This is a genomic window from Rhizobium sp. BIGb0125, from assembly GCF_024810055.1.
Classification (GTDB): Bacteria; Pseudomonadota; Alphaproteobacteria; order Rhizobiales; family Rhizobiaceae; genus Agrobacterium.
The window spans coordinates 279,134-304,233 of the sequence record NZ_JANUDV010000007.1 but is presented as its reverse complement, the minus strand read 5'-3'; the positions used below and the strand labels follow the sequence as shown (position 1 = coordinate 304,233).

Annotated in this window: 24 protein-coding genes; 9 read left to right on the top strand and 15 right to left on the bottom strand. The window is 55.7% G+C overall.

Annotated elements, in window-relative coordinates; all coding sequences use genetic code 11:
• Window positions 1-42: 42 nt before the first annotated feature.
• Window positions 43-1,485 (top strand): M20 family metallopeptidase, encoded by a 1,443-nt coding sequence (locus M2418_RS20595; protein ID WP_259148847.1) that lies wholly within the window; start codon window positions 43-45, stop codon window positions 1,483-1,485.
• A 56-nt stretch (window positions 1,486-1,541) separates the two neighbouring features.
• Here the strand turns inward: M2418_RS20595 and kdgD are convergent, their stop codons facing one another.
• The 9 genes from kdgD to M2418_RS20550 form a co-directional block, all read right to left on the bottom strand.
• On the bottom strand, window positions 1,542-2,447 hold the full coding sequence (gene kdgD / locus M2418_RS20590) for a 5-dehydro-4-deoxyglucarate dehydratase (RefSeq protein WP_259148846.1): 906 nt from the start codon (window positions 2,445-2,447) through the stop codon (window positions 1,542-1,544).
• A gap of 74 nt (window positions 2,448-2,521) precedes the next feature.
• The gene (locus M2418_RS20585) at window positions 2,522-3,727 is read right to left on the bottom strand and encodes a pyridoxal phosphate-dependent aminotransferase (RefSeq protein ID WP_250984572.1); all 1,206 of its coding nucleotides are present in this window, start codon (window positions 3,725-3,727) and stop codon (window positions 2,522-2,524) included.
• 76 nt (window positions 3,728-3,803) lie between these two features.
• The gene (locus M2418_RS20580; protein WP_259148845.1) at window positions 3,804-5,441 is read right to left on the bottom strand and encodes a hydantoinase B/oxoprolinase family protein; all 1,638 of its coding nucleotides are present in this window, start codon (window positions 5,439-5,441) and stop codon (window positions 3,804-3,806) included.
• A 14-nt stretch (window positions 5,442-5,455) separates the two neighbouring features.
• Window positions 5,456-7,546: a hydantoinase/oxoprolinase family protein gene (locus M2418_RS20575; protein WP_259148844.1), complete on the bottom strand. Its 2,091-nt coding sequence runs from the start codon at window positions 7,544-7,546 to the stop codon at window positions 5,456-5,458.
• A 177-nt stretch (window positions 7,547-7,723) separates the two neighbouring features.
• Window positions 7,724-8,569, bottom strand: a complete 846-nt coding sequence (locus M2418_RS20570) for a transporter substrate-binding domain-containing protein (protein WP_192489667.1) — start codon at window positions 8,567-8,569, stop codon at window positions 7,724-7,726.
• A gap of 40 nt (window positions 8,570-8,609) precedes the next feature.
• Window positions 8,610-9,260: an amino acid ABC transporter permease gene (locus M2418_RS20565; protein ID WP_060725904.1), complete on the bottom strand. Its 651-nt coding sequence runs from the start codon at window positions 9,258-9,260 to the stop codon at window positions 8,610-8,612.
• Between the two features lie 9 nt (window positions 9,261-9,269).
• Window positions 9,270-9,938, bottom strand: coding sequence for an amino acid ABC transporter permease (locus M2418_RS20560; protein ID WP_192489668.1), 669 nt, complete (start codon window positions 9,936-9,938; stop codon window positions 9,270-9,272).
• Window positions 9,939-9,948: 10 nt separating this feature from the next.
• Complete coding sequence (locus M2418_RS20555; RefSeq protein WP_174014749.1) at window positions 9,949-10,704, bottom strand: amino acid ABC transporter ATP-binding protein; 756 nt, start codon at window positions 10,702-10,704, stop codon at window positions 9,949-9,951.
• Between the two features lie 21 nt (window positions 10,705-10,725).
• A complete protein-coding gene (locus M2418_RS20550) occupies window positions 10,726-11,199 on the bottom strand; it encodes a RidA family protein (RefSeq protein ID WP_250984569.1) in 474 nt (157 codons plus the stop codon).
• 460 nt (window positions 11,200-11,659) lie between these two features.
• On the opposite strand from M2418_RS20550, the gene M2418_RS20545 reads away from it, so the two are divergent.
• The 7 genes from M2418_RS20545 to M2418_RS20515 all read left to right on the top strand — a co-directional run bounded on the left by M2418_RS20545 (window position 11,660) and on the right by M2418_RS20515 (window position 18,450).
• Entirely contained in the window at window positions 11,660-12,412 is a 753-nt protein-coding gene (locus M2418_RS20545) for a FadR/GntR family transcriptional regulator (protein WP_250984568.1), read from the top strand.
• A 477-nt stretch (window positions 12,413-12,889) separates the two neighbouring features.
• On the top strand, window positions 12,890-14,188 hold the full coding sequence (locus tag M2418_RS20540) for an LLM class flavin-dependent oxidoreductase (protein ID WP_259148841.1): 1,299 nt from the start codon (window positions 12,890-12,892) through the stop codon (window positions 14,186-14,188).
• Window positions 14,189-14,193: 5 nt separating this feature from the next.
• The gene (locus M2418_RS20535) at window positions 14,194-14,619 is read left to right on the top strand and encodes an OsmC family protein (protein WP_250984566.1); all 426 of its coding nucleotides are present in this window, start codon (window positions 14,194-14,196) and stop codon (window positions 14,617-14,619) included.
• A gap of 24 nt (window positions 14,620-14,643) precedes the next feature.
• Complete coding sequence (locus tag M2418_RS20530; RefSeq protein WP_259148840.1) at window positions 14,644-15,729, top strand: PotD/PotF family extracellular solute-binding protein; 1,086 nt, start codon at window positions 14,644-14,646, stop codon at window positions 15,727-15,729.
• A complete protein-coding gene (locus M2418_RS20525; RefSeq protein ID WP_250984564.1) occupies window positions 15,696-16,820 on the top strand; it encodes an ABC transporter ATP-binding protein in 1,125 nt (374 codons plus the stop codon). The genes M2418_RS20530 and M2418_RS20525 overlap by 34 nt, the downstream gene beginning before the upstream one ends.
• Complete coding sequence (locus M2418_RS20520; protein WP_250984563.1) at window positions 16,817-17,653, top strand: ABC transporter permease; 837 nt, start codon at window positions 16,817-16,819, stop codon at window positions 17,651-17,653. Before M2418_RS20525 ends, M2418_RS20520 begins: the two co-directional genes overlap by 4 nt.
• The gene (locus M2418_RS20515; RefSeq protein ID WP_250984562.1) at window positions 17,650-18,450 is read left to right on the top strand and encodes an ABC transporter permease; all 801 of its coding nucleotides are present in this window, start codon (window positions 17,650-17,652) and stop codon (window positions 18,448-18,450) included. Before M2418_RS20520 ends, M2418_RS20515 begins: the two co-directional genes overlap by 4 nt.
• A 69-nt stretch (window positions 18,451-18,519) precedes the next feature.
• Here the strand turns inward: M2418_RS20515 and M2418_RS20510 are convergent, their stop codons facing one another.
• Complete coding sequence (locus M2418_RS20510; protein WP_259148839.1) at window positions 18,520-19,944, bottom strand: aldehyde dehydrogenase family protein; 1,425 nt, start codon at window positions 19,942-19,944, stop codon at window positions 18,520-18,522.
• Between the two features lie 96 nt (window positions 19,945-20,040).
• On the opposite strand from M2418_RS20510, the gene M2418_RS20505 reads away from it, so the two are divergent.
• Window positions 20,041-20,973 carry a LysR family transcriptional regulator gene (locus tag M2418_RS20505; protein ID WP_259148838.1) on the top strand — a complete coding sequence of 311 codons (933 nt, stop codon included), beginning with the start codon at window positions 20,041-20,043 and terminating at the stop codon, window positions 20,971-20,973.
• 48 nt (window positions 20,974-21,021) lie between these two features.
• Here the strand turns inward: M2418_RS20505 and M2418_RS20500 are convergent, their stop codons facing one another.
• From M2418_RS20500 to M2418_RS20480, 5 genes are all read right to left on the bottom strand, one after another.
• Complete coding sequence (locus tag M2418_RS20500) at window positions 21,022-21,144, bottom strand: hypothetical protein (protein WP_259148837.1); 123 nt, start codon at window positions 21,142-21,144, stop codon at window positions 21,022-21,024.
• A gap of 12 nt (window positions 21,145-21,156) precedes the next feature.
• Window positions 21,157-21,573 carry an organic hydroperoxide resistance protein gene (locus tag M2418_RS20495; protein WP_259148836.1) on the bottom strand — a complete coding sequence of 139 codons (417 nt, stop codon included), beginning with the start codon at window positions 21,571-21,573 and terminating at the stop codon, window positions 21,157-21,159.
• A 153-nt stretch (window positions 21,574-21,726) separates the two neighbouring features.
• Window positions 21,727-23,070, bottom strand: a complete 1,344-nt coding sequence (locus M2418_RS20490) for a HAMP domain-containing sensor histidine kinase (protein WP_259148835.1) — start codon at window positions 23,068-23,070, stop codon at window positions 21,727-21,729.
• On the bottom strand, window positions 23,067-23,807 hold the full coding sequence (locus tag M2418_RS20485) for a response regulator (RefSeq protein ID WP_250984557.1): 741 nt from the start codon (window positions 23,805-23,807) through the stop codon (window positions 23,067-23,069). Before M2418_RS20485 ends, M2418_RS20490 begins: the two co-directional genes overlap by 4 nt.
• An 81-nt stretch (window positions 23,808-23,888) precedes the next feature.
• On the bottom strand, window positions 23,889-24,947 hold the full coding sequence (locus tag M2418_RS20480; protein WP_259148834.1) for an alpha/beta fold hydrolase: 1,059 nt from the start codon (window positions 24,945-24,947) through the stop codon (window positions 23,889-23,891).
• Window positions 24,948-25,100: the final 153 nt, after the last annotated feature.

Here is a 25,100-nt window from a genome sequence, read left to right as displayed (position 1 = left end):
CTTCTTTTGCCTGAAATTCCACCCCTGCCCTGAGGATACGACATGCCTGATACCGCTTCACTTGCCGCGTTGAACGCCAATATTGATGGCCTTTCATCCGGGTTTACGGCCCTCAGTGACAGCATCTGGGATTTTGCAGAACTGAAATTCCATGAACATCGCTCAGCCGGGCTATTGATCGACATGCTGAAGAAGCATGATTTCTCGGTCACCACAGGTGTTGCCGGTATGGAAACTGCATTCATTGGCGAATATGGCGGTGGCAAACCGGTCATCGCATTCCTCGGCGAATACGATGCGCTGGCAGATATGAGCCAGGTCGCGGGTGTTGACGAACAACAGGTCATGGAGACAGGCGCAACTGGCCATGGATGCGGTCACAATCTCTTGGGCAGTGGCTCGCTGCTTGCAGCCATTTCCCTTGCCAAACACCTGGCGGAAAACAACATTCCTGGAACGGTGCGCTATTACGGTTGCCCTGGCGAAGAAGGCGGATCCGGCAAGACCTTCATGGCGCGGGCCGGTCTGTTTGACAATGTTGATGCCGCGCTGACCTGGCATCCAGCACCTTTCAACGGTGTGCGGTCGACGAACAATCTCGCCGTTCTCGAATATTATTATCGTTTTAAAGGCGTTGCCGCCCACGCCTCCAATGCCGCCCATCTTGGTCGTTCAGCACTTGATGCGGTGGAACTGATGAATGTCGGCGTCAACTTCCTGCGCGAACACATGCCACAGGATTGCCGCGTCCATTACGCGATTACCGATACCGGCGGCAAAGCGGCCAATGTCGTACAGGCCCGTGCCGAAGTGCTTTATCTCGTTCGTGCGCCTGAAATGTCGCAAGCACTTGCCCTTGCCGAGCGGGTCAACAAGGTGGCAAGAGGCGCTGCCATGATGACGGAAACCGAAGTCGAGATCGTCTTCGATTCAGCCTCAACAAATCTCCTGCCCAATCTGACTCTTGAACACGCAATCCATGACAATCTGACCGCTCTCGGACCGGTTCCATTCGATGACGCGGATGTTGCCTTTGCGCAGAAGATTCAAGCCACTTTCTCAGATGAGGCAATCAAGAGCAGCATTCGGCTTTATCAGATCAAGGAGGACGTTTTCCTCAATCACAAGGTGGATGGCACACAACCTTTGCATCTCGGACTTCGGTCGTTTGAGGGGCAGTCGCACTTCCGCGCAGGGTCAACCGACGTGGGCGATGTCAGCCGTGTCACACCAACCGCGCAATGCTGGGCACCGGCCTGGGCAATCGGCACAAATCCGCACACATGGCAGGTCGTGGCGCAAGGGCGCAGTCCTGGTGCACACAAGGCGATGATCCATGCCGCCAGAGCGATGGCCGCAACCGGACTTGATCTTCTTGTTTCGCCGGAATTACTGGCCAGAGCAAAGGCTGAATGGGAAGAAAAAATGGACGGGCAGCCCTATGTCTGCCCGATCCCGCCGGATGTCCATCCTGCCATCGACTGAGGCAGCCTATCCATGCGTCATGGTTGTCCGCAGTAAGGGCAACCATGACAGTTCGTTCAGCGCTTGTACTTGCCGATCAGCGCTTCCATCATGCCCATTTCTTCCTTTGTCAGATCCTGCAATGGAGACCGGACCGGGCCTGCATCAAAGCCCTGCAATCGCACGCCTGCCTTGACGGCTGAAACGGCATACCCCTTGGCGCGGTTACGGATCGCCATGAACGGATAGAAGAAGTCGATAAGGATCTTTTCGCACGTGGCCCGTTCACCTGCCCGCAGTGCCTTGTAGAACTCCACTGCGAGACCCGGAACGAAGTTGAAAACCGCCGACGAATAGGTGGTAAAGCCTGCAGCCAGATAGGCCTCCGCAAAAAGCTCCGCTGTCGGCATACCCCCGAGATAGGTCAGGCGGTCACCCATCTTCGCGGTGATCTGGCGCACCAGGCCAATGTCGCCCGTCCCGTCCTTGAAACCGACCAAGTTCGGGCATGCATCGCAAAGCCGTGCCAGCGTATCCGCCTGAAGAACCGAGTTGTCTCGGTTATAAACCATCACACCCATGCCGGTTGACTGGCATACTGCCTTGATGTGCTGGTAGAGACCTTCTTGCGGAGCGTCGATGAGATAATGAGGCAAAAGCAGAATGCCGTCGGCGCCAACCTTTTCCACTGACTTGGCTATGGAAATGGCGATTTCAGTGCCGTAACCGCAGCCCGAAACGATTGGTGTTGTGCCGGCCGCTTCCTTTGCGACTCGAACAATCTCCGGGATTTCCTCCGGTGTCAGCGAAAAGAACTCGCCTGTACCGCCGGCCGCAAACAAGGTCGCCGCCTCGAAACCGGACAACCAGTTGACGTGCTCGGCGTAGCTTTTTGCATTGAACTTGCCACCGCCATCGAAATGCGTAACCGGGAAGGACAACAGTCCCGCCCCCAAAACATGTTTCAGATCTTCGGTTTTCATGGATGTAACCCTCCTGTTGTCGAGGTGCGGTTGTCCGTCACCTCTGTCTACTTGTGAATGGGTGGAAAGATGGTTCAGGCCTTTAGAGAGCCGACCATTTGAGCCAAACGATCACAGGCACTTTCCAATTCCTGATTGGATGCGGCGATCGACAGGCGAATAAAACCAGGTGCACCGAATGCAGCACCGGGAACGCTGGAAAGGCCAAACTGCTGCAGCAGACAGGCGGCAAAGTCCGTATCGTCAGCAATGACATCCCCGCCGCTCGTCTTGCGACCCAACAGGCTTTGCACTCCGATAAATGCGTAAAATGCGCCATCGGGAGGAATGAAGTCGATGCCATCGATCTTCGCCAGACGTTCCGCCATGAGACGGGCACGGCTGGCAAAAATCTGTGCCCCATCAGTTACAAAGGTCTGATTGCCAGTCAGGGCTGCAAGCGCAGCCTCTTGTGCAATTGACGAAACGCAGGACACGCTTTGCGACTGCATCTTGTTGAGCGCCGAGATCAACGACTTTGGCCCTGCCGCATATCCAAGCCGCCAACCGGTCATGGCATATGCCTTTGACACACCATTGACGACCAAAGTGCGATCACGCAATTGCGGACAGGCACTGACAAACGAGACGAAGGGTTTGTCGTGCAGAAGAACATGTTCGTAAATCTCGTCTGAGACCACGAGAATATCAGGGTGGCGGATAAGCACCTCTGCGAGCAACTGGTATTCAGCGGCGGAATAGATTGCTCCGGTCGGATTGGAAGGAGAATTCAACATCAGCCAGCGGGTTTTTGGCGTGATGGCAGCTTTCAGCTTACCGACCGAAATCTTGAAACCATCTTCAGGACCACAGTTGACGTAAACCGGCTTGCCGCCATGCAGGGCAACGATATCGCCGTACGACACCCAGCAGGGTGTTGGAATAATGACTTCGTCACCCGGTTCCAGTGTCGCCAGAAAAGCGTCGAACAGGATCTGTTTTGCGCCATTGGCAATCATCACCTCGTCGGCGGTGTAATCCAGCCCGTTCTCGGTCTTGAATTTTTGAACAATCGCCTTGCGCAGGCTTTCCATGCCAGCTGGCGCGCCATAGCGTATGCCACCTTTCAAAACAGCTGCGACAGCCGCTTTGGTGACATGCTCCGGCGGTTCAAAATCCGGCTCTCCCAATGAGAGATCAATGATGTCGCGACCTTCCGCCGCCAGCTTTTTTGCCGCCATGGCAATGGCCATGCTTGGGGATGATTTGATGCTTGCTGCGCGCCCGTTTTCGAAACTCATTTCCGACTTCCTTGACCTTATCTTTGAGCCAGAAACCGGGCGAGGCTGAACCTCTCGCCCGGTTTCTACGGGAGGGTTATTGGGCAATCACATAGTCGAAGTCAGTGTCGCGCTTCGCGGCATCGGCGTCGCGCTTTTCGACTGGACCGTAACCGCCGCCACCCGGCAGCTGCAGGATCAACCGCCGACCGGCAGGCACATGCTGACGACCCTTGGTGGCAAGACGTGTTCCGTCGTCGAGAAGAACGGCGCCGGCTGCACCATTTTCACCGCCTTCACGACCCCGTGGTGGATGATCGACGCGGTCAAACATCGCGTTGAAGTGCATTTCATGCCCATCGGTTGGGGATATCTCGACAACCTGACCGAGGCCACCACGGAACTGGCCGGCACCGCCGGAACCATCCCGCAATTCCTTGCGCCAGAAGATAACCGGACCAACATGCTCGGTCGCCTCGATCGACATAGAATGGACACCACTTGGGAAGGCGGTGGCACTCAGACCATCAAGTGTCGAGCGGGCGCCAGCACCACCACTGTTGAACAGCAGGACTTCTGCGCGCTGACCGCCGTCGGCTGGTGCATGCTCACCCTGCAATGGCCGTACGCTGACATGCAGGTTCCACAGGGCGCCGGCACCTTCTGCCGGAACCTGCCCCGGCAGCATCTTGTGAACCGCACCGAGTACGGCGTCCGGTACCAGGTGGCCGAGAACGTGGCGAACCGATACTGGCGCCGGGTGCTGAGCGTTCAGAATGCAGTTGGTCGGTGCCGTCATACGGAATGGCAGCAGCGAAGCGTGGTTGTTGGGGATTTCAGGCGCAATCGAGCATTTCATGCCATAGCAGGCATAGGCTGCCGAATAGATGATCGGGCAATTGATCCCCTTTGGGCTGGGCGGTGATGTGCCCTCGAAATCCGCAAGAATATGATCTTCTGCAACATCAAGACGCACGGCAATGTCGATTGGCGAGCCGTAACCGTCGACACGCATCACGTTCGAATAGGAGCCCTTTGGCAGCGCCGCAATACGCTCGATTGTAGCGTCATAGCTGCGCTTGAAGATGAATTCGCCGAGCGTCTCCAGATCATCAAGCTCAAACTCTTCCATCATGTCCATCAGACGGCGATGGCCGATTTCGTTGCAGGCAGCCAGCGAATAGACGTCACCCACCACCTGATGGCTTTCACGCACATTGTTGTGCAGGATGTTGACCAGATCCTTGTTGACCTTGCCACGTTCGGCAAATTTCATGATCGGTACGAAGATACCTTCTTCGTAAACTTCGTTGGCATCCGGTCCGAAACCGCGCCCCCCCACGTCCACAACGTGCGCGGTACAGGCGAAGTAACCCACCAGCGCCCCATTGCGGAAGCTGGGCGACACGACGGTGAAGTCGTGCAGGTGGCCCGTCCCCTTCCAGGGATCATTGGTGATGTAGACATCACCTTCGAAAATGTTTTCAGGGCCAATATCGCGGATGAAGTGACCAACCGCCTCGGCCATGGCGTTGACGTGGCCGGGCGTACCGGTCACAGCCTGGGCAATCATCTTGCCGCCACGGTTGAACACACCGGCAGACAGATCGCCCGATTCACGCACACTGGTGCTGAAAGCGGTACGAATGAGGGTGACAGCCTGTTCTTCAACGACGGAGATCAGACGGTTCCACATGATCTGCATGTGGACTTCGGAAAGTGCATTGGTTTTCATGGGTAATCCTCCGTTCAAGCGCTTTGCTTGACGCGTACGAGCAGGCATCCGTCAGCTTGCATGATGACTTCGCGACTTGCGGTGATAATGGTCGAGGTTTCGCGTTCGGTGATGACGGCAGGTCCTGAAACCCAGTCGCCGGCCTTCATGTCGTTGCGCGACACAATCGAGGCTTTCTGGAAGCTGCCTTCCTGCACATCGAAGATATCACGCACACCGCTGGTTTTGGCGCTGGCAGCCTTTTCGGTCTTGCCAATACGGCCGGGAGGCGTGACTTTTGATGTTGCACGCAGCGACCAGCTAACGATCTCGACATCCAGACCATCAATGACACGTCCGAAGAATTGTTCGTATTGTTCATCAAACAGGTCACGGAACAGCTTTTCGTCAGTGTCGGCATAATCACGGACGTCGATAGTGACAGGCACTTCCCATCCCTGACCGACGTAACGCATGTAAGCCGTGCATTCGAGTGCCGGATCGGCATCTGGAGCGCCGGAACGAACGAAGGACGTGGCTTCGGCAATTAGGTCGGAGATCGTCTGGTTGATCGCCTTGGACTCAAACCGGCTGAGACGGCTGTAAGCACTGCGAACGGATTCGAAACCGAAAGGCGCACGCAGGAAGCCGATAGCCGAACCAACACCGGCACCAGGCGGGATAAGCAGATCCGACATGCCGAGCTTTTCACACAGTCGTGCCGCATGAATTGGTGCTGCACCACCAAAGGCAATCATGGTGAACTCGGAGAGTTCCTTGCCGTTTTCCACCGCATGCATACGCGCGGCATTGCTCATGTTCTCATCAACCACTTCGCTCAGACCGTAAGCAGCGGTGGCGATGTCCGTTTCAAGTTTTGACGCGATGTCGGTATCCATGGCCTTGTCGGAGGCCGGGCGATCAAGCTTCATGGCGCCACCGGCAAATTCATCCGGGTCAAGACGACCAAGGATAAGGTCGGCGTCGGTTACCGTCGGGTTTGCACCGCCGCGACCGTAGCAGGCAGGGCCTGGCTCGGAACCCGCACTGTGCGGCCCAACACGGATCTGGCGCATGCTGTCGATGGTTGCGATAGAGCCACCACCGGCACCGATTTCGACCATTTCGATAACCGGAATGGAAATCGGCATGCCGCTGCCCTTCTTGAAGCGCCATGTACGGGCGACTTCAAAGGTTTTCGATGTTTTTGGTGTCTGTTTTTCAATCAGGCAAATCTTGGCGGTCGTACCGCCCATGTCGTAGGACAGAACCTGATCGAGACCATAGCTGCTGGCAATATGGGCTGCAAAAATGGCACCGCCAGCCGGTCCGGATTCAAGCAGACGAACCGGGAATTCAACGGCGCTTTCGACGCTGATGATACCGCCACCGGAATGGATCATGAAGACCGGGCAGCGCGTGCCTTCTTCGGTCAACCGGCCAACAAGGCGGTTTAGGTAGGACGCCATCAGCGGCTTGACGAAAGCATTGGCGCAAACCGTGTTGAAACGCTGGAATTCGCGCATCTGCGGCGAGACCTCAGACGAGATCGACACCGAAATATCCGGCTTTTTGGCAAGTAGGCGTTCGCGAACGACCTTTTCATGCTCGCCATTCAGATAGGAGTGGATGAAACCGATCGCGACGCTCTCGTAACCAGCTGCAATAATGCGGTCACACAGCGCGTCCACTTCGGCGATATCCAGTGCCTTGAGGACCGAGCCATCTGCACCGATACGTTCATCGATGACAAAACGTTCGTTTCTTGGCACGAGCGGCGCCGGCAGAACAATATTGAGATCATATTGTTCGAAACGGCTTTCGGTGCGCATTTCGATGACGTCACGGAAGCCCTTGGTGGTGATGAAGGCCGTGCGCGCGCCACGTCGTTCAATCAATGCGTTGGTCGCCAGCGTGGTGCCGTGGATGATCGTATCGATCTCGGAAAGCTCGACACCCGCCACCTCCGCCACCTGTCGGATACCCTTGACGATCGCGTTTTCGGGATAAGAGTAATCGGTCAACACTTTGATCGAATGGAGCGTGATGCCTACCTCCATCGCAACGTCGGTGAAGGTGCCACCGATATCGACACCGACCCTGATCTGCTTGCCATCTTTCGCCATTTTATAACTCATGCTCCGTAAGCGAGCTGCTGGTTGTGCCGGGCGCGGGACGTTCAATTTTTGACGTGCGTCCGCCGTTCCCCCACCCACACAATCAGGTGGAGGCCAAAAGCTCTTGAATTGTTGATATTGAGGTGTTCTGCGCGACGGCCGCAGCGGCCGCGCAGAAATTCAGCGTTACTGTTTGCCGGTGAAATCGACACCCGGCAGGGTCGTTGGCAACTTGGCCCGATCAACCCCGATCCATTTTTTGTAGGCGGCATCCAGCGTGCCGTCTGCCGTGTGGCGGGTGACAAAGTCCGTCAGGTAATCCAGCAATTCCTGATCGCCCTTGCGCACTGCCATGCCCTGGAAATTGTCTGCAACCTTGTACTTGCGGTCGAATTGCGCATCGTAACCGGCCTGCTTGATAACAATGCCGTATGTCACGCTGCCAAGAATGGCATCGACCTGGCCAGAAAGCAGTGCCTGAACGGTTGTTGCGTCATCGTCAAAACGTTTGATCTGGGTGTCTGGAGGCGCAACCTTGACCAGCAGTGGTTCAAAAGCGCTGCCGCGGTTAACGCCGATCACGAACTTGCCGAGATCTTCGTTCGCCTTGATGTCAGCATCTTTCTTGCCCCAGACCGTGATGTCATTCGATGAATAAGGAATGACATACTGGATGACCTTGGCGCGTTCCTCGGTAATCGTCATCGACGGCACCAGGAAGTCGACATTGCCGTTGACCAGCAGCGGAATACGGTTCTGCCCGGTGATGCGCTCGAATTTCACCTCAACACCAAGTTCCTTGGCAATCATGTTGGCAATCTCGATATCGAAGCCGTCGTTCTGACCCTTTGGATCAATAAAGCCCCAGGGGAACTGGTCCATCTGTACGCCAATGGTAGCGGTGCCTTTGGCCTTGATTTCTTCCGGCGTCACAGCCAGTGCCGACGTCGCAAATGAGGTCGCGGCAAGAAGGACGGCAGTCAATCCGCCGAGGGCTTTGGAACGCGAAAGAGTGAATGCTGTATTGAACATAGTGTCACCTCTGGTTGGTTTTTTGTCATGCGTTCTTGTGTTACCGAGCGGCGTTCAGGCGCCTTTCGATCCGTGCACTGCAATAGGTCAGTGGTATGCAGATGAAGAAGTAGATGAGTGCAACAGCCCCATAGACCTGCAGCGGCTGAAACGTGATGTTGGCCATTAGCTGTCCAGAGCGGGTAAGCTCTGTCAGGCCGAGAAGTGCGGCAAGAGCTGTACCCTTGATCAGATTGACCAGGAAGCTGATGGTCGCTGGCAGGCCGATGCGGAATGCCTGCGGCAGTACAATATCGACCATGCGGTGTACGTAACCAATACCAAGCGCACGCGCCGCCTCGCTCTGCCCATCAGGAACCGCCTGAATGCTGCCGCGCCAGATTTCACCGAGAAAGGCGCTGGTGTGCAGCGAAAGACCAATGGTCAGCGCCACCCAGACATCCACCTTAATGCCGACCAGCGGCAGGCCGAAATACACGAAGAACAGTTGCACGAGCAGCGGCGTACCCTGGAATATCTGGATGTAGGTCGCCATCAAAATACGCAGCCATTTCCATTTGCTGGTACGTCCAAGTGCGACTGCCAGTCCGAGCGCGCCTCCGGCTGTGAAGGCAAGAAGCGACAGGACGACCGTCCAACGCGCGCCTTCCAGCAAGAACAGGAACTCTCCCCAACCAAATTGACGGATCATCGCACTGCCTCACTTTACAGGATAGGAGAAATACACTCGGCCAATGGCGCCGAGAGCGATGGAAAAGAACTGCGACAGCGCAAGATAAATGGCACCGAGGGTGAGATAGATCTCGAAACTGCGGAAGGTCTGGGAGTCCAGCGTCTGGGCGAAATAGGTCAGTTCTTCCGCCGACACCGATGACATCAGACTGGAGTTCAGCATCATCAGGATAAACTGGCTGCACAGCGCCGGATAAACAGCACGGATGGCAGGCCGAAACACAACGAAGCGGTAAATGTCCACCGTGTGCAAACCAAGCGCTCTGCCCGCCTCGATCTGGCCAGGACGAATGGACTGCACACCGCCGCGAACAATCTCCGCCGCATAGGCCGCACAGTTCAGTGTCATGGCTAGGATCGCCGCCTGCTCTCCGCTTAACCGTATGCCCAGTGCTGGCATGCCGAAGAACACAAAGAATACCTGCACCAGAATTGGCGTGTTGCGGATCAGTTCGATGTAGCCAATGGCGATGGTGCGCAGCACGGGCGTCTTACTCATCCGCATGGACATGAAGACGATGCCAAGGCTCAAACCAAAGACCATCGACAGCGACGACATCTTCAATGTGCCGATGATGCCGTCCGCGAGCATCGGCCAGGCGGCAAATACAGGGGTAAAATCAAACGTATAATTCATCGGTCACTCCTCAGTGGTTGAGGATCTGGCTGAGGAACGTTCTGGTACGCTCATGGGCCGGATTGCTGAAGAACGTGTCCGGTTTGGCGCTTTCGATGATCTCGCCGCGGTCCATGAAAATCACCCGGTGGGCAACAGCGCGCGCAAATCCCATTTCGTGAGTAACGCAGATCATTGTGATGCCGTCATCGGCCAGCGATACCATCGTATCAAGCACTTCCTTGACCATTTCCGGGTCAAGAGCTGACGTCGGCTCATCAAACAGCATGATCTTGGGATCCATGCACAATGCCCGGGCGATGGCGACGCGCTGTTGTTGTCCGCCGGAAAGCTGGGCCGGGAATTTTTTGGCCTGTTCGGCAATATGGACGCGCTCCAGATGACGCATTGCCTTGTCTCTCGCCTCGGCAACCGGCGTTTTGCGAACGCGACGCTGCGCCAGCATGCAGTTTTCAAGAACGGTTAGATGCGGAAACAGATTGAACTGTTGGAAAACCATGCCGACATCACGGCGGATATGGTCTGCGTTGTTACCTTTCTGGCTGAGTTCGGTGCCATTAACGGCAATCTTGCCCTGCTGGATTTCCTCAAGGTGGTTGATACAGCGGATCAAAGTCGACTTTCCCGATCCAGAGGGGCCACACAAAACGATATGTTCGCCCCGTGCGACATTGAGGTCGATGCCCTTCAGCACCTGGAGCGTGCCATACCACTTGTTGACGCCGGTCATCTCTATGGCTTTTTCCGACATGCTGGTCCCGTTCATGGCCAGTTCCCCTTTTTGTTGTCAGGCGTTAGGTGCGATTTCAAATATGGCATCAATCTCGACAGATGATCCGCGCGGCAGAGATCCCGCGCCAAGTGCGGTGCGGACATGACGGCCCTTGTCTCCAAATATCTCGACAAGAAGATCGGAAGCACCATCAACGACGGCCGGATGCCCTTTGAAATCAGGTGGCGCATTGACGAAGCCGCGAAGCTGGACACAGGCAACCACCCGGTCTAGATCCCCGTCCAGCGCAGCGTTGACACGCGCTATGACATTGAGTGCGCAAAGCCGGGCGGCCTGATAACCGTCGCCGGGCGAAATATCCTGACCGACAACGCCGACAAAATGCTCGACGCCATCTATTCTGGGTATCTGACCCGAAACGAACAGCAGACTTCCCGCCACTCGGTGCGAAATGTAATTACCTGAAGCCGGGGCAATCGACGGCAATACGATGCCCAGCTCTGTGAGACGTGCGGAGACGGCACCCATAGCAGCTTTCCATTTTAATTTTTGAACGCGCAGTGTGCGCGGACCACGTTCCCGGAGCCAATCGCCAACCGTCTTGTTACATCTGACTGGTCGTAAGCTCACTTGTTCTGAGGTAGAGCATTATTGAAATAGTACCTCTTGTCAACAACAAACAAAGAGATACTATCTCTTGAAAATTAACTCCATTAAATATCTCTAACAGTATGTTTTTAATCCTTTTTATTAGTGCTATCTCATCTCTGAATTTTCTGACATTGTGCGGCAATACAAATTTTTTTTTAAAATAAAAGCCAAATTATCGTCCAAATATACCGTACAGCCGCCATCTCAACCTCAGAGTGCGCACACTTAAAAAGCGAAAATTGACCAAAGAGGTAGCATCACTTGGCCAAGTAGTGATACCTTGCCGACAGAAGTGAGATTTTACCGCAAAACATAAGCGATACAGGAACTGCGAACTTTGGATACTCTGACAGGCCGAACCATACAGGCGTTGAAAACCCACATAAGCGAAAGCCAGTTTGAAAGTGGTTTCAAGCTGGGTTCACTCAATGACTTATCACAGCAGTTCGGCGTCAGTAGAACAGTCATCCGTGAAGCCGTCTCGGCGTTGCGATCCGACGGCGTGGTGGAATCACGGCACGGGGTTGGCGTGTTTGTCCGGCAAGCGCCCCGAGTGGCTGAGAGCGAACCGGATACATTCGATGCAGACGTAGCGCTCGCTCCATTTGCGCGCCTGAAAACTTCATTCATGGATCTCCTGGAATTAAGAATGGCCTTCGAGGTTCATGCAGCCGGCCTGGCCGCTACCCGCCGTTCATGGGCGCAGGAATCGAACATCTGGAATGCCGCGCGCCAGTTCGAAGCATCGCTGGAAGATGAAAGCGCACTCGACCATCTCGATTTCATTTTCCATCGCTCGATTGCCGAAGCGACGAATAACGGCGCCTTTATCGAATTTTTCAGTCTGATGAGCCTGCAAATCCTGCCGCAGCCAGCCTTTTCGAGACAACTCAATCCTGCACTGATTACCCCGGATTACATTCAAAACACCGTTGTCGAACACCGCGCCATCTGCGAGGCAATCAGCTCCGGTATTTCGGAAAAAGCGCGAGAAGCCATGCGCGCCCATCTGAACCGCAGCCATTTGCGCTATCGCGGATTTTCAGATGGCACCACCTCGCCGCTCAGCAATGTCGCGCGGGAAGACTGAGCGAAGCGCAGGCTCTCTGTTTAACGACCCATAGCTGGCGATAGAGCCATGCATGGCCAAGGCTGTCTCCCGATGAAAGCAGTCGGCAGAACCGGAAGTTCCTGAAGGGAATTTCCGTCAATGTGCACAACCGACATCAAACGTCCGTTGCAACCGCGCACGACCTGTGACCTCCCCTTCATGATTCACGCTTCCCCACGCGTTGGTTTGCAAAGAAATTCTCATTGTCGTCGGGATATTAGATTATATTACCTATAAATTTTATAGATTTTAATTACATAAGATGAGCGGGACAGACGTCCGTTTCCACACACTCCGAAATCGGAAAATAATTACTTATTTTCATACAGTTACACAAAACTGAGGCGCGTTGAAAACTTCATCGCCTGCGATGCATGGGCGTGAGCTGGAACACAGAACCGACACCCGAAGTACCAGTTCTATTTTTTGTTGCAGACGAGCAGTGCAGGCAAACAGATGACCCAGCGGGAAATCCACCTCAACCTTTTTATGCGGTTACAGGGCAATCACTTGTCCGGATGGCGGCACCCTAAAAACCGCATCAATGAAATTCTCGACATTGATTATTACATTGAGATCGCCCGCAAGGTTGAGGCGGCCAAATTCGACTCGCTGTTCATTGCCGACGGTCTCTCGGTCATCAATCACCCTTGGAAAGGGTTGAGTTGGCTCTTTGAGCCTTTGACACTTCTCTCGGCGCTGGCTGTCTCCACAAAACATATTGGTCTCATCGCCACGGCATCGACAACCTATTCGGACCCCTTCAGCGTCGCCCGCGCATTCGCAAGCCTCGACCACATTTCGAAAGGTCGCGCGGCCTGGAACATTGTCACGACATTCCATCCGGAATCAGCAGCAAACTTCGGAGACCGCCCGATCCCCGAACATGCGACGCGGTATGATCGTGCTGCAGAATTTGTCGATGTGGTGCGAAAGCTGTGGGACAGCTGGGAAGCAGACGCTCTCGTCAGAAACAAGGCTCAGGGAACACTGGTCGATTATGACAAGGTTCACGCCATTGATCACAAGGGGCCCTATTTTGATGTACGCGGCCCGCTGACCAGCCCGCGACCACCACAGGGCCACCCTCTGCTCGTTCAGGCTGGCGCATCAGCCAGCGGCCAGAAATTTGCCGGTGCCTATGCGGACGCGATTTACGCACCAGGCGACGACTTTGACCAGACGCTGGCGTTCACCAAACAGATCAGGGAAGCAACAGAACGTTCCGGACGGCCGCGTAACGCAATCTCCGTTCTGGCAGCCCTTTGCCCCGTACTGGCAGACACTGAGCAGGCAGCCAAAAACATCGCGCAAGAACTGCATGAACTGTCAACAGTCGATCACGTCTATGGGTCGATGCGCAGTTGGTTTGGACTGGAACTGTCTGAGATTGGACCCGATGAACCCATCCCGCATGAGCTTTTGCCAGAGCCGGATCAGGTTCAGGGCCTAAGAAGCCGCTACGAACAAATCCTGCGTCTGATCAAGGACAAGAACCACACGCTGCGCGACATTGCCAAACATCTCGAAGGCAGCAATGACGGCGGCTATTTCGTCGGCACGCCCGAGCAGCTAGCCGACCGTCTGGGACACTGGTGGGAAACGGGTGCCGTCGACGGCTTCAACCTGTCCCTGCCCTATTACGACGAACCACTCGACATCTTCATCAATGAGGTTCTGCCGATCCTGCAAAAACGCGGGCAGTTCCGTACAGACTATGCAGCCGGAACGCTGCGTGACCGTTTCAGAGGTTGAATACAATGAGCAAGATTATCACCGATGTGCAGATTGAAGGTGCGACAACCCATATTCCGGGCCGCTTTCTGATCGGCAATGACAGCTTCCAGATCGTGACCGACGCAACCGCTGGCAAAGGTGGTCGCGGACAGGCAGCAGGCACCTCGCACCTGATTGGTGGCGCGCTCGTCACCTGTGCATTGAACGTTTTCAGAGGCGCAATTGAGCCTGATCTGCCCGCATTTCGAAATGTGCATATTGATGCCCGTTTCCAGCGGGTCGAGGGTCAGACAAACCTCGGCTCGCTCCATCTCGACGTCGCAGTCGAAGGTATCGATCAGACCGAGGCCAACCGTCTACGCCAGCTCTACCTCGATAATTGCTCGATCTATCAGGCGCTGACCGCAACGAGAGCGCTCGACATTACTGTTTCCTCCCGCCCCCAATAATCTCCCCAACGCAGGGTAAAATCCATGACCCACACGCTTTCACGTCGTCATTTTCTAGGTGCCGCAGGCGCCTCAGCCGCCGCACTGACACTGGCTGGTAAGTCCAGCGTTTTCGCAGCCGATAATGTTCAGATCCAGCAGCAGGTCTGGACAGGCGCGCAGGAAATTGTACCGCAAAAGGTTGCGAGCGCATTTCAGGCTGCCAATCCCGGCGTCAGCATCACCGTTGCACCGGGCTCATCCAATGCGGTGCTCAACACCATTGTAGCCGCCCGCAAGGCAGGCAGCCCTCCACCGATCAATGTCGGTTTCTTCAACCTCGAAAACACCGCACGTGGCCTCGCCGAAGATGCATGGGTGGCACTGAACGCTGCCGACGTAGAGAACCTCGACAATATCCACGACGACTTTCGCCTGCCAAACGACGTCGGCGCATTCCCGTGGATTGACCTCGGCGGCATCATCTACAATGCCGAAAAGGTCAAGGAACCACCGAAGTCCTGGAAAGACCTGTTCGACCCTAAGTATCACGGACGTGTCGCGACTTTCGATGGCTTCTGGACAGGCAATGGCGTGCTTGCAACCGCCTATGCCAATGGCGGCAGCATCGCTGACATTGAACCTGCGCTGAAGATTTACGAAGAAGCCGCCAAGTCCGGCCACATCCATTCGCTGTTCAACTCCAACGCCCAGATCCAGCAGCTTCTGGCAAGTGGTGAAGTCTGGATTGCACCGCACTTCCGCGGTATTGTACTGCCTTGGATCAAGGAAGGCGCACCATTCGGTTATGCGATACCGGAAGAAGGGCAAATCCTGTTCCCTGAAGGTTTCCAGCTGTTGAACGGCAGCACGGATGATCAGCTGCGCGTTGGCCGCAACCTGATCAATGAAAGCCTGACACGCGAAAACATCATCGATTACGCGGTCACTGCCTCAGTTGTACCTGTCCTGAAAGATAATAGTGGTCTGCCAGAAGAACTAGCCAATGATCCGGCCGTCTCCAGCGAGCAACTCGCCAAGGCCCTGAGACTGGATTACGCGAAGATCGCTGCAAACCATGCGGGTTGGCTCGACCAGTGGAACCGGCGCGTGAAAGCGAACCTGTCGTGACGGCAGCAGCCATCGACATACGCCTAAGCAATGTCGGCAAAAAGTTTGGCGACCAGACCGTCGTTGAACCTTTGAACCTCGATATCCGTCAGGGAGAGTTCTTCTCCCTGTTGGGGCCATCGGGATGCGGCAAGACCACGACACTTCGCATGATCGCGGGTCTGGAAGCACCGACAGAAGGTGAAATCACCATCCGCGGCAAGTCGGTCATCGGTGTTCCCGTGGAGCGCCGGCCGACCAATATGGTGTTCCAGAAGCTTGCCCTTTTTCCTCATTTGAGTGTTTTTGATAACATCGCCTTCGGGCTGAAGCTCAAACGCACGTCAAAACATGAGATACGCAACCGCGTCTCTGCCATTCTGGAAACAGTAAAGCTTGAGGGATACGGACAGCGCGCCATTTCCCAATTGTCAGGCGGCCAGCAACAGCGTGTGGCTATCGCCCGTGCGCTGGTCAATGATCCTGCGGTGTTGTTGCTTGACGAACCCTTGGGCGCTCTGGACCTGCAGCTGCAATTGCACATGCAGCAGGAACTGGTTCGCATTCAACGCGCCTCCGGCACCACTTTTGTGTACGTCACCCACAATCAACAGGAAGCACTTGCGATGTCTGACCGCGTCGCTGTGATGAATGCCGGGCGTTTTGAACAGGTTGATACACCACTGGCGCTTTTTCACCGCCCTGCCTCCGAATTTGTCGCCCGCTTCATGGGGCAGACCAATGTTCTGAGCGGCGAAGTGACAGCCAAAAACGGCAATGAAGCACACGTTTCGGCGCAAGGGCTGACTTTCGTGCTGATCGGCCAGGAAACACTGGCCGTCGGTGACAAGGTGCTGCTTTCCATTCGCCCTGAACGGTTACATCTCGCCACACAACAAGACGCCAAACTCAGCCTTCCACTGTTGCGCACTTTGTTTCAGGGAACGACGGTTCTCTACACATTCGGCCTGCCCGGTGGCGACGAGCTGAACGTTTCGGCACTTGCCCCCTCAGGCGCACTGCCCGAAGCCGGTCAACAGGTTGGTCTGCGCTGGGAAAATGACGCCGCAATCTTGCTCAATCGCTCGCCGGCAGAGACATCATCGAAATGACCCTCCGAGAGCGCTCACCCTGGCTGCTGCTGATCTCACCGGTCGTTGTGCTGGTGGCACTGCCGTTTATCGCCAGTCTGGCGTTGGTCATCGGCTTTGGCTTCTCCGGCAGGCAAGCTATCGGGCTGGAAGTCTGGGCACGGTTCATCACCGACCCGTTTTCGTGGAAGGTCATCTGGACCACCCTGTGGTTGGCAGCCCGTGTGACATTTTTCTGCCTCCTCATCGGTTACCCGGTTGCCTTTGCACTCAACCAACTGAAATCACCGCTGGCCCGCGGCATTGCCTTCACTGTTCTTTTCACACCTCTGTTGATGAGCGTGATTGTGCGGGCCTACGGCTGGATCGTTCTGCTCTCCAGCCAAGGGCTGGTGAACTCCGTGCTTGGTATTGCTGGCCTTGGCCCGTTTCGACTGATGCTGAATGATTTTGGCGCGCTGATTGCCATGGTGCATGTGATGTTGCCATTTGCGGTTCTGCCGCTGTTAAGTTCCATCAATCAGTTGCCACCCAGTGGCATCGAAGCGGCGAGAGATCTGGGGGCGAACCCCGTGCAGGTATTGCTGCGTGTCATCTTTCCATTGACGCTGCCCGGCATTCTCTCGGCAATCGAGATCGTATTTGCGCTTGCCGCCTCTGCCTTCGTCACACCTTCCATTTTGGGCGGTGGACGTGTGCTGACCCTGCCGCGGCTGATCTATGACAATATCGGCAGTCTCGACTGGGCACTGGCCGCGGTCCAAAGTCTCACGCTGCTTGGCATCACCGTTCTTGTTCTTTTCAGCCTTCGTCGCCTCGGACGGTTGTTCCGTTATGAAGGAGCGACGCGTTGAAACGCACCATCCTCAATATCATTCTCGGCGCAACGCTGGTCTTCATGGCCGCGCCTATTATTGTTGTGATCATCAATGCATTTAATGTCAGCGCCTATAATGCCTGGCCGCCACCCGGCCTGACTTTGGCGTGGTTTCAAAAGGCGCTTGCCAATCAGGGCTTTATCACAGGCCTGTGGCGTTCTCTGGCGGTCGCTATACTTGCAACCCTCGTCATCGTAATGATCGGCATACCCGCCGCCTACGCCATTTCGCGGTTCCGTTTCCGGGGGCGCGAAGTCCTTCGCTCCGTACTGCTTGCGCCGCTCGTCGTACCACGCGTGGTGCTGGGTTTTGGTCTATTCATCTTGTTTGTCACGACACGCTCGCAACTGTTCGGCACTCTACCGGGCATCGCGCTTGCGCATGTCATTCTTGTGGTCCCATTTGTGGTGATCATCTTCCTCGCCGCTCTCGAAGATGTCGATCCCAAACTGGAAGAAGCGGCCCGCGATCTGGGCGCCGGCCCGGTTCGCGCGTTCTTTTTGGTGACCCTGCCGCAAATGCGTGTGGCGTTGCTGTCCGCATCGTTCTTCTGCTTCATCACATCCTTTGACGAGGTGGAAACAACGCTATTTGTGGTGCAGCCCGCGGTTAAGACACTTCCCGTTGCGCTCTATCATTACCTTGAATTCCAGCAGGACCCGACAATCGCTGCTGTCTCCAGCCTGATGATTGCCGTCACATTTGTGTTCATCCTGCTCGGCCTGTTCCTGACGAACGGGCAATTCTGGAAAAAGATCTTCGCCAACTCATAAGCCGCGTACCGATCGGAACTGACAGGCCTGCCGATCGTCCAGCCGTCGGCAGGTCTGTTTTTGGGGTGATTACAAGGTTGGAACCAGAATGGCGCGCGGTTCCAGAAACTCATCCAGACCATAAGCGCCAATTTCGCGACCAATGCCCGATTGCTTGAAGCCGCCGAACGGCGCGTGAGGATCATGCGGTGCACCGTTGATGATGACCCGGCCGGCGATCAACCGGTCAGCAACAGCCAGCGCGCGGGTTGTGTCGGCAGAAAGCACATAGGCCTGCAAGCCATAATCGGAATCATTGGCGATCTCGATTGCTTCGTCGTCATCGCGGTAAGTGATGACGCTCAGAACAGGCCCGAATATCTCTTCGCGGGCGATCCTCATGTCGTTCGTCACATCGGCAAAGATTGTCGGGCGAACAAACCACCCTCTACTGATCCCGTCCGGGCGCCCCTCGCCACCGGTCAAAACAGTCGCACCTTCCTGCTTGCCGAGTTCGATATAGGATTGGATACGCTGCCACTGCCGTTCATTGACAAGCGGCCCGATCCTGACATCTGGATCACCGGGATTTCCAACCTTCAGCTTCTCGGCCTCGCTCTTCAATCGCGCCAGTATCTCGTCACGACGCGAAAGCGGGATCAGTATTCTGGTTCCGGCAACGCAGGCCTGGCCGCTATTGGCAAAGCCGCTCATCAGGGCAACCGGTATCGCTCTATCCAGATCGGCATCGTCAAGCACGATTGTCGGCCCCTTGCCGCCTAGCTCCAGAACAACCCGTTTCATCGTCTCAATGGCCGCACGCTGGATGATTTTTGCAGCAGCAGTAGAACCGGTAAAGCTGACAGAAGCGACATCAGGATGTGTGGTGAGTTCTGCTCCGACAACCGGGCCAAGGCCGTTTACAACATTCAGTACACCAGCCGGCAGATCTGCGGCATGCAGGCATTCCAGCAATATCTGGGTCTGGATAGCGCTCTGTTCGGCAGGTTTGATCACGACGGTGGAACCTGAACCAATGGCGTGGGCCAGCTTCGTGGCAATGAAACCAAAGTTGCTGTTCCATGGGGTTATGGCTGCCATGACACCCAGTGGCAGCATTTTAACGGCGCTGGAACCGGCCTGCCTGTCAAAGGCATAGTTCTCGACCGTTTCGGCCATAACATCGAAGATCGATGCGGTGTTCTGCACGGAAAAGCCGGTGAAGTAGGCGGGTGCACCATATTCATCGGTCATGGCCGCGGTCAGGTCGTCCGTCCGGTTCCGAACCGCCGCACTCAAACGATGCAACATGGCAATACGATCTGCCTTGCTCGTGCGTGACATCGCTGGAAAAGCCCGTTTGGCGGCAGTGATAGCGGCACGCGTGTCACCTGCATTGCCAAGCCTCACTGTTCCGATTTTTTCCTCGGTTGCCGGGTTGAATAGCTTCAATATGTCTGTGCCTTCAGGCGTGACGAATTGACCGTTGATGTAAATCTTGTCGATGTTTCGCATGTCTTGGCCTCCTTGGCTGTTGACAGAAATATGCGTCGACGTCATCGATCTTATTAGATACACAATAAGACACGGGCTGATGAGGAACATTGCGCAATGACCAAGGCAAGCCTCGCCGAACTTGAAGCGGTTGCTGTTGTTGCCCGGAGGGGCGGTTTCCGGGCAGCGGCGCGGGAACTTGGCGTATCCTCGTCAGGCCTTAGTCACGCAGTTGCGGGTCTTGAAGAGCGTATGGGCGTTCGTCTGTTCAATCGCACCACCCGCAGCGTGGTGCTGACCGCAGCCGGCGAGCAGTTCATCGAGACAATTGCCCCGGCATTGGCTGCAATTGAAGGTGCGCTTGAAAATGCCGGAGAGCATGTGGCAGAACCGTCAGGTGTGTTGCGTCTGAACATGGCACTGGGTGCCGCGCGATTCATTCTCCAGCCTCTGGTGCTCGAATATCTCAGACGGTTTCAGCGCATGCATGTCGAGATCGTCACGGATTCGGAACTGGTGGATGTCATCGCCAACGGATGTGACGCCGGCATCCGGTTGGAAGATCGCGTACCACCAGACATGATCGCGGTGCCCATCATTCCTGACATGCGCGAGGTCGTCGTTGCCTCGACAGATTACGTCAAACAGCGTGGCATACCTCACCATCCCAAGGACCTGCTGATGCATGAGTGCATTCGCGCGCGCATGGCAAGCGGTCGCATTTATCGCTGGGAATTTTCCAAGGGCAATGAACGCCATGCGCTTGATGTACCTGGACGCATGGTACTGGATGAAAGTGGCTTGATGCTTGACGCCGCGCTCAGCGGTGCAGGTATTGCCTATCTGTCGGAACGCGCGATCTCACCCCATCTGGACAGCGGCGATCTGCAGATCGTTCTTAGCGATTGGACACCGCCCACGCCCGCTCTCTGCCTTTATTACCCGGGCCGTCGGCACGTTCCGCAAAAGCTGCGGGCATTTATCGACCTTGCACGTGAGTACTCACGCAAAGGCAGCCTCACGACGTCGGCATCGCTTGGTCGCGGTTAAATGCAGCGTCTCTCGGCCCACCGGCAAGAGACGCTTTCTTTCTTGTGTTCAATAGGCCATGGCAAGGCTGAACAGACCTGCGAGCGCTGAAGGTTCTGTCGAGGTAATGTCATAGATGCACGGTGCGGCAAACACCGACGCCACAACAGCCAGAATGACCATCTTTCGCATGTCGCCCTCCCTTCAAATCAGCTTGAGCTCTACGTTGATATTGCCGCGTGTTGCCTTGGAATAGGGACAATTCTGATGCGCCTCTTCAACGAGCGCCCGCGCCAGTTCAGCCTCCAGGCCCGGCAGGCTGATATTGAGACGTGCCTGCAGAAAATAGGCATCACCGGTCATCCCGAGATCAACCTCGGCATCGACAGCCGTTCCCTCGGGAAGACGCAACTTTCGCTTGGCCGCAGCCAGCCCCATTGCTCCGATAAAGCAGGCCGACCAGCCAGCTGCGAACAGTTGCTCCGGATTGGTGCCGGGTTTTGAGGTTCCCGGTGGCGACAGCTTCACATCAAGCTGTGCATCATCGCTACGGACAAATCCATCACGACCACCTGTGGTGTGGGTCTTTCCGGTATAGAGAACCTTTTCAATCTGGGTCATGGAAACACTCCTTTGTTGCTGACAAGGCGTGTTTTGACGGATCGACGTATCCTGCGTGTTTCAGAAAATCATTGAAATGTAAGCTATTGTAGGGCCGGGAGCGCGAGATACTTTGACGTACAATTCCAAGGCTTTATTCAATGATCGGGGCGCTCAGTCGAGCGTGAGTTCCGCAACCAATCCGCCACCATCACGATTGTACAAACGCACCGAACCACCAATTGCCACTGAAAGCTGCTGGGCGATCGCCAGACCAAGCCCCGTCCCGCCAGTCTCGCGATTGCGGGATTGCTCCAATCGGAAAAACGGCTGCATGGCAGCCTCCAGCATATCCTCGGGAATACCCGGACCACGATCGAGAACGCTGATAACCGTTTTCCCCTGATTGCCCTGTATCACGCTGATTTCGGCGGCCCCGGAAAACTTGATCGCATTGTCGATGAAATTTGTGAGTATCCGCCGCAACGCATGTGGTTTGGTAGCCACCGTGCCTTTGACAAGATCGATGACACGGACTGCCTTGCCGGTGTCCTGATAGTCGTAGGCGATGCTGTCGATGAACGAAGAAAGATCGATCCGCGACAGCTTTTCAGCATTGCCATGCGAACTGCGTGCATAGGCAATACCGTCCTGCACCAGTCGTTCGATTTCACTGAGATCACCGACCAGCTTGTCTTTTTCAGGCGTATCGTCCGCCATTTCGGCCCGCAGGCGCATCCGGGTAATCGGTGTTTGCAGATCGTGCGAAATCGCCGCCAGAATTTGCACGCGTTCTTCCAGATGGTGGGCAATCCGGTCTCGCATGGCGTTAAACGCACGCCCTGCCCGTGCGACTTCGGCAGGGCCAGTTTCACTCATCGGCGCGCCTTGTTTGCTGGGATCCACCGCATCGGCAGCGGCCGCGAGATCCGCAAGCGGACGGATCGCCTGACGCACCGCAAACCACGTGCAGAGTATCAGCAATGCCATCTGGATGGCGAACACATAAGGAAGCCAGCTGGCTATCGGCATGACACCGCGCGGTGTGACATCGATCGTCAGCTGCGAGCCATCAGACAGGACAACATGCCCCTGCAGTCTTTTGTCATCACCGGGAATTGCCTCAACCTTAAGCGGAAACCGGTGGCCGGCCGCCTCTTCGATCCGCTCGGCGATTTCAGCAGCACGGCCTGACATGTCTGGTATGCCGGCAAGACCCGGCCCCAGAACGAGACGGTAATTTCCGCGGCTGAGCCGGTCAATCCATTGTGACCTTTCATCCGCTGGCAGGCGGTCGATAACGGCAATAGATGTTGCCAGATCGCTTTCCAGCGTGCCGAGCATCACCGCCTTGGCCGACATGTAACGTTCAATGAACAGAATGCTGAAAGAAAGACTGTAGGCGATCGCCAGACCGGCAAACAGAATGATGAAAAGCCTTGATCGCAACGTACCGGGCCACCAGCCTTGGCGGTCAGCCCCGTTTTTTGCAGCATCGATTTTGCCAACGCTGGTCATGTCCTGGCTTCCGAAATCTCGACCGGGACGGAAAAGACATAGCCTTCCGCCCGGACGGTCTTGATGTAGGTTGGCTCACGCGCATCATCACCCAATCTCTGCCGCAACCGGCTGACGAGAAGATCGATCGAACGGTCAAACAGTTCGGCATCGCGACCTTGTGTCAGGTTCAGCAGTTGATCGCGATTGAGCACCCGCTGCGGGTGATCGATAAATACCCTCAGCAAACGGTATTCCGCACCGCTGAGCGCAATTTCCGTTCCTTCTCCGTCAAGCAAATGGCGGCCGACCGTATCCAGACGCCAGTTACCAAAGGTCAACAGACGCCCTGCTTCGCTGATTTGCAGATTTGGCGGCAACATTCGTGTCCGGCGCAAAACCGCTTTGATGCGGGCAAGAAGTTCACGCGCAGCAAACGGTTTGGGCAGATAGTCATCTGCCCCCATTTCCAACCCGATGATCCGGTCCATCTCGTCATCGCGCGCAGTCAGCATCAGCACCGGTGTCGCCTTGTGTTTGCCAGCCCGCAGTTCACGACACAGAACAAGCCCGTCGTCGCCCGGCATCATGACATCGAGCACGATCAGATCGACGGTGTTGTTATCGAGAAATGTCCGCATCTGCCGCCCGTCAGCGGCCACCGTTGTGCGCAATCCGTTCTTTATCAGATAGCTCGAAACCAGTTCGCGGATGTCACGGTCGTCATCGACGACCAGAATGTGGTCTATGTGTTCCATGAATGTCTTCAACGTCTTGGGGCTGGCACGCGGTGCTATACCGCATGCGTAATCTACTCTGACAAGAAAAGATATTGGCTCCTAAAACTTGCCAATGTCGAGAACCGCCTGCGCAAATGCCTGTGGTGCTTCCTGCGGCAGGTTATGGCCTATGCCACCAGTGATATTGCGGTGTTCATACCTGCCGGAAAATCTCGCGGCATATGCCGATGGGTCAGGATGGGGCGCACCGTTGGCATCACCTTCCATGGTGATGGTCGGGACGGTGATAACAGGCAGTTTGGCAAGCCGCTGCTCATAGGCATCGTACTGTGCTTCACCCTCCACCAGTCCCAGCCGCCAGCGATAGTTATGGATGGTGATATCAACATGATCAGGATTGTCGAAAGCCGGGCTTGAGCGATCAAAAGTCGCATCGTCAAACGCCCATGTTGGAGACGCTGTCTTCCAGATCAGCCGCACGAAATCACGGGTGTTGGCCGCATAACCGGCGCGACCCCGTTCTGTCGCAAAATAAAACTGATACCACCATGATAGTTCGGCCGCAGGCGCTAGCGGCTTCTTGTTGATATCCTGACTGCCAATGAGATAGCCGCTGACAGACACCAGCCCCTTGCAGCGTTCAGGCCAGAGGGCCGCCATGATATCAGCGGTGCGCGCACCCCAGTCGTAACCGGCAACAATTGCCGTCTCGATATCAAGTGCATCAAGAAGTGCAATCATATCCACAGCGAGAGCCGATTGCTGGCCGTTGCGCGGTGTATCGCCGGAAAGGAACCGGGTTGTCCCGTATCCACGCAAGTAAGGTACAATCACCCGGTAGCCCGCCGATGCCAGAATTGGCGCGACATCGACATAGCTGTAGATGTCATAGGGCCATCCATGCAGCAGTAAAACCGCGGGACCGTCAGCGGGACCTGCCTCCGCGTAACCGACACTGAGAACGCCAGCATCAATCTGCTTCAAGGCCGCAAATTCTGTATGGCCATCCGCCTTTGTTGCGGCACTCATCGCCGTCTGCGGCGGTGCGACTGCGGCTTCAGCCTTTGCCAGGGCGGGAACGCCGAGCTCGACGGCAGCGGCAGCCATTGCGGCGACACCGAAAAAGTGACGGCGATTGAGATTGATTTCGTTGCTCATGAGCTTTCTCCGATTTGCATAATCACGATCAAGAGAAAGCCCGTGCCATGTATCTCCGGTGTGTCGTTGACGACCGAAATTGCATGAGCATGTAGCTTTTAGGCTCCCAGATACAATTCGATACATTTTGCAGGGCGACCGGACACATGCGGG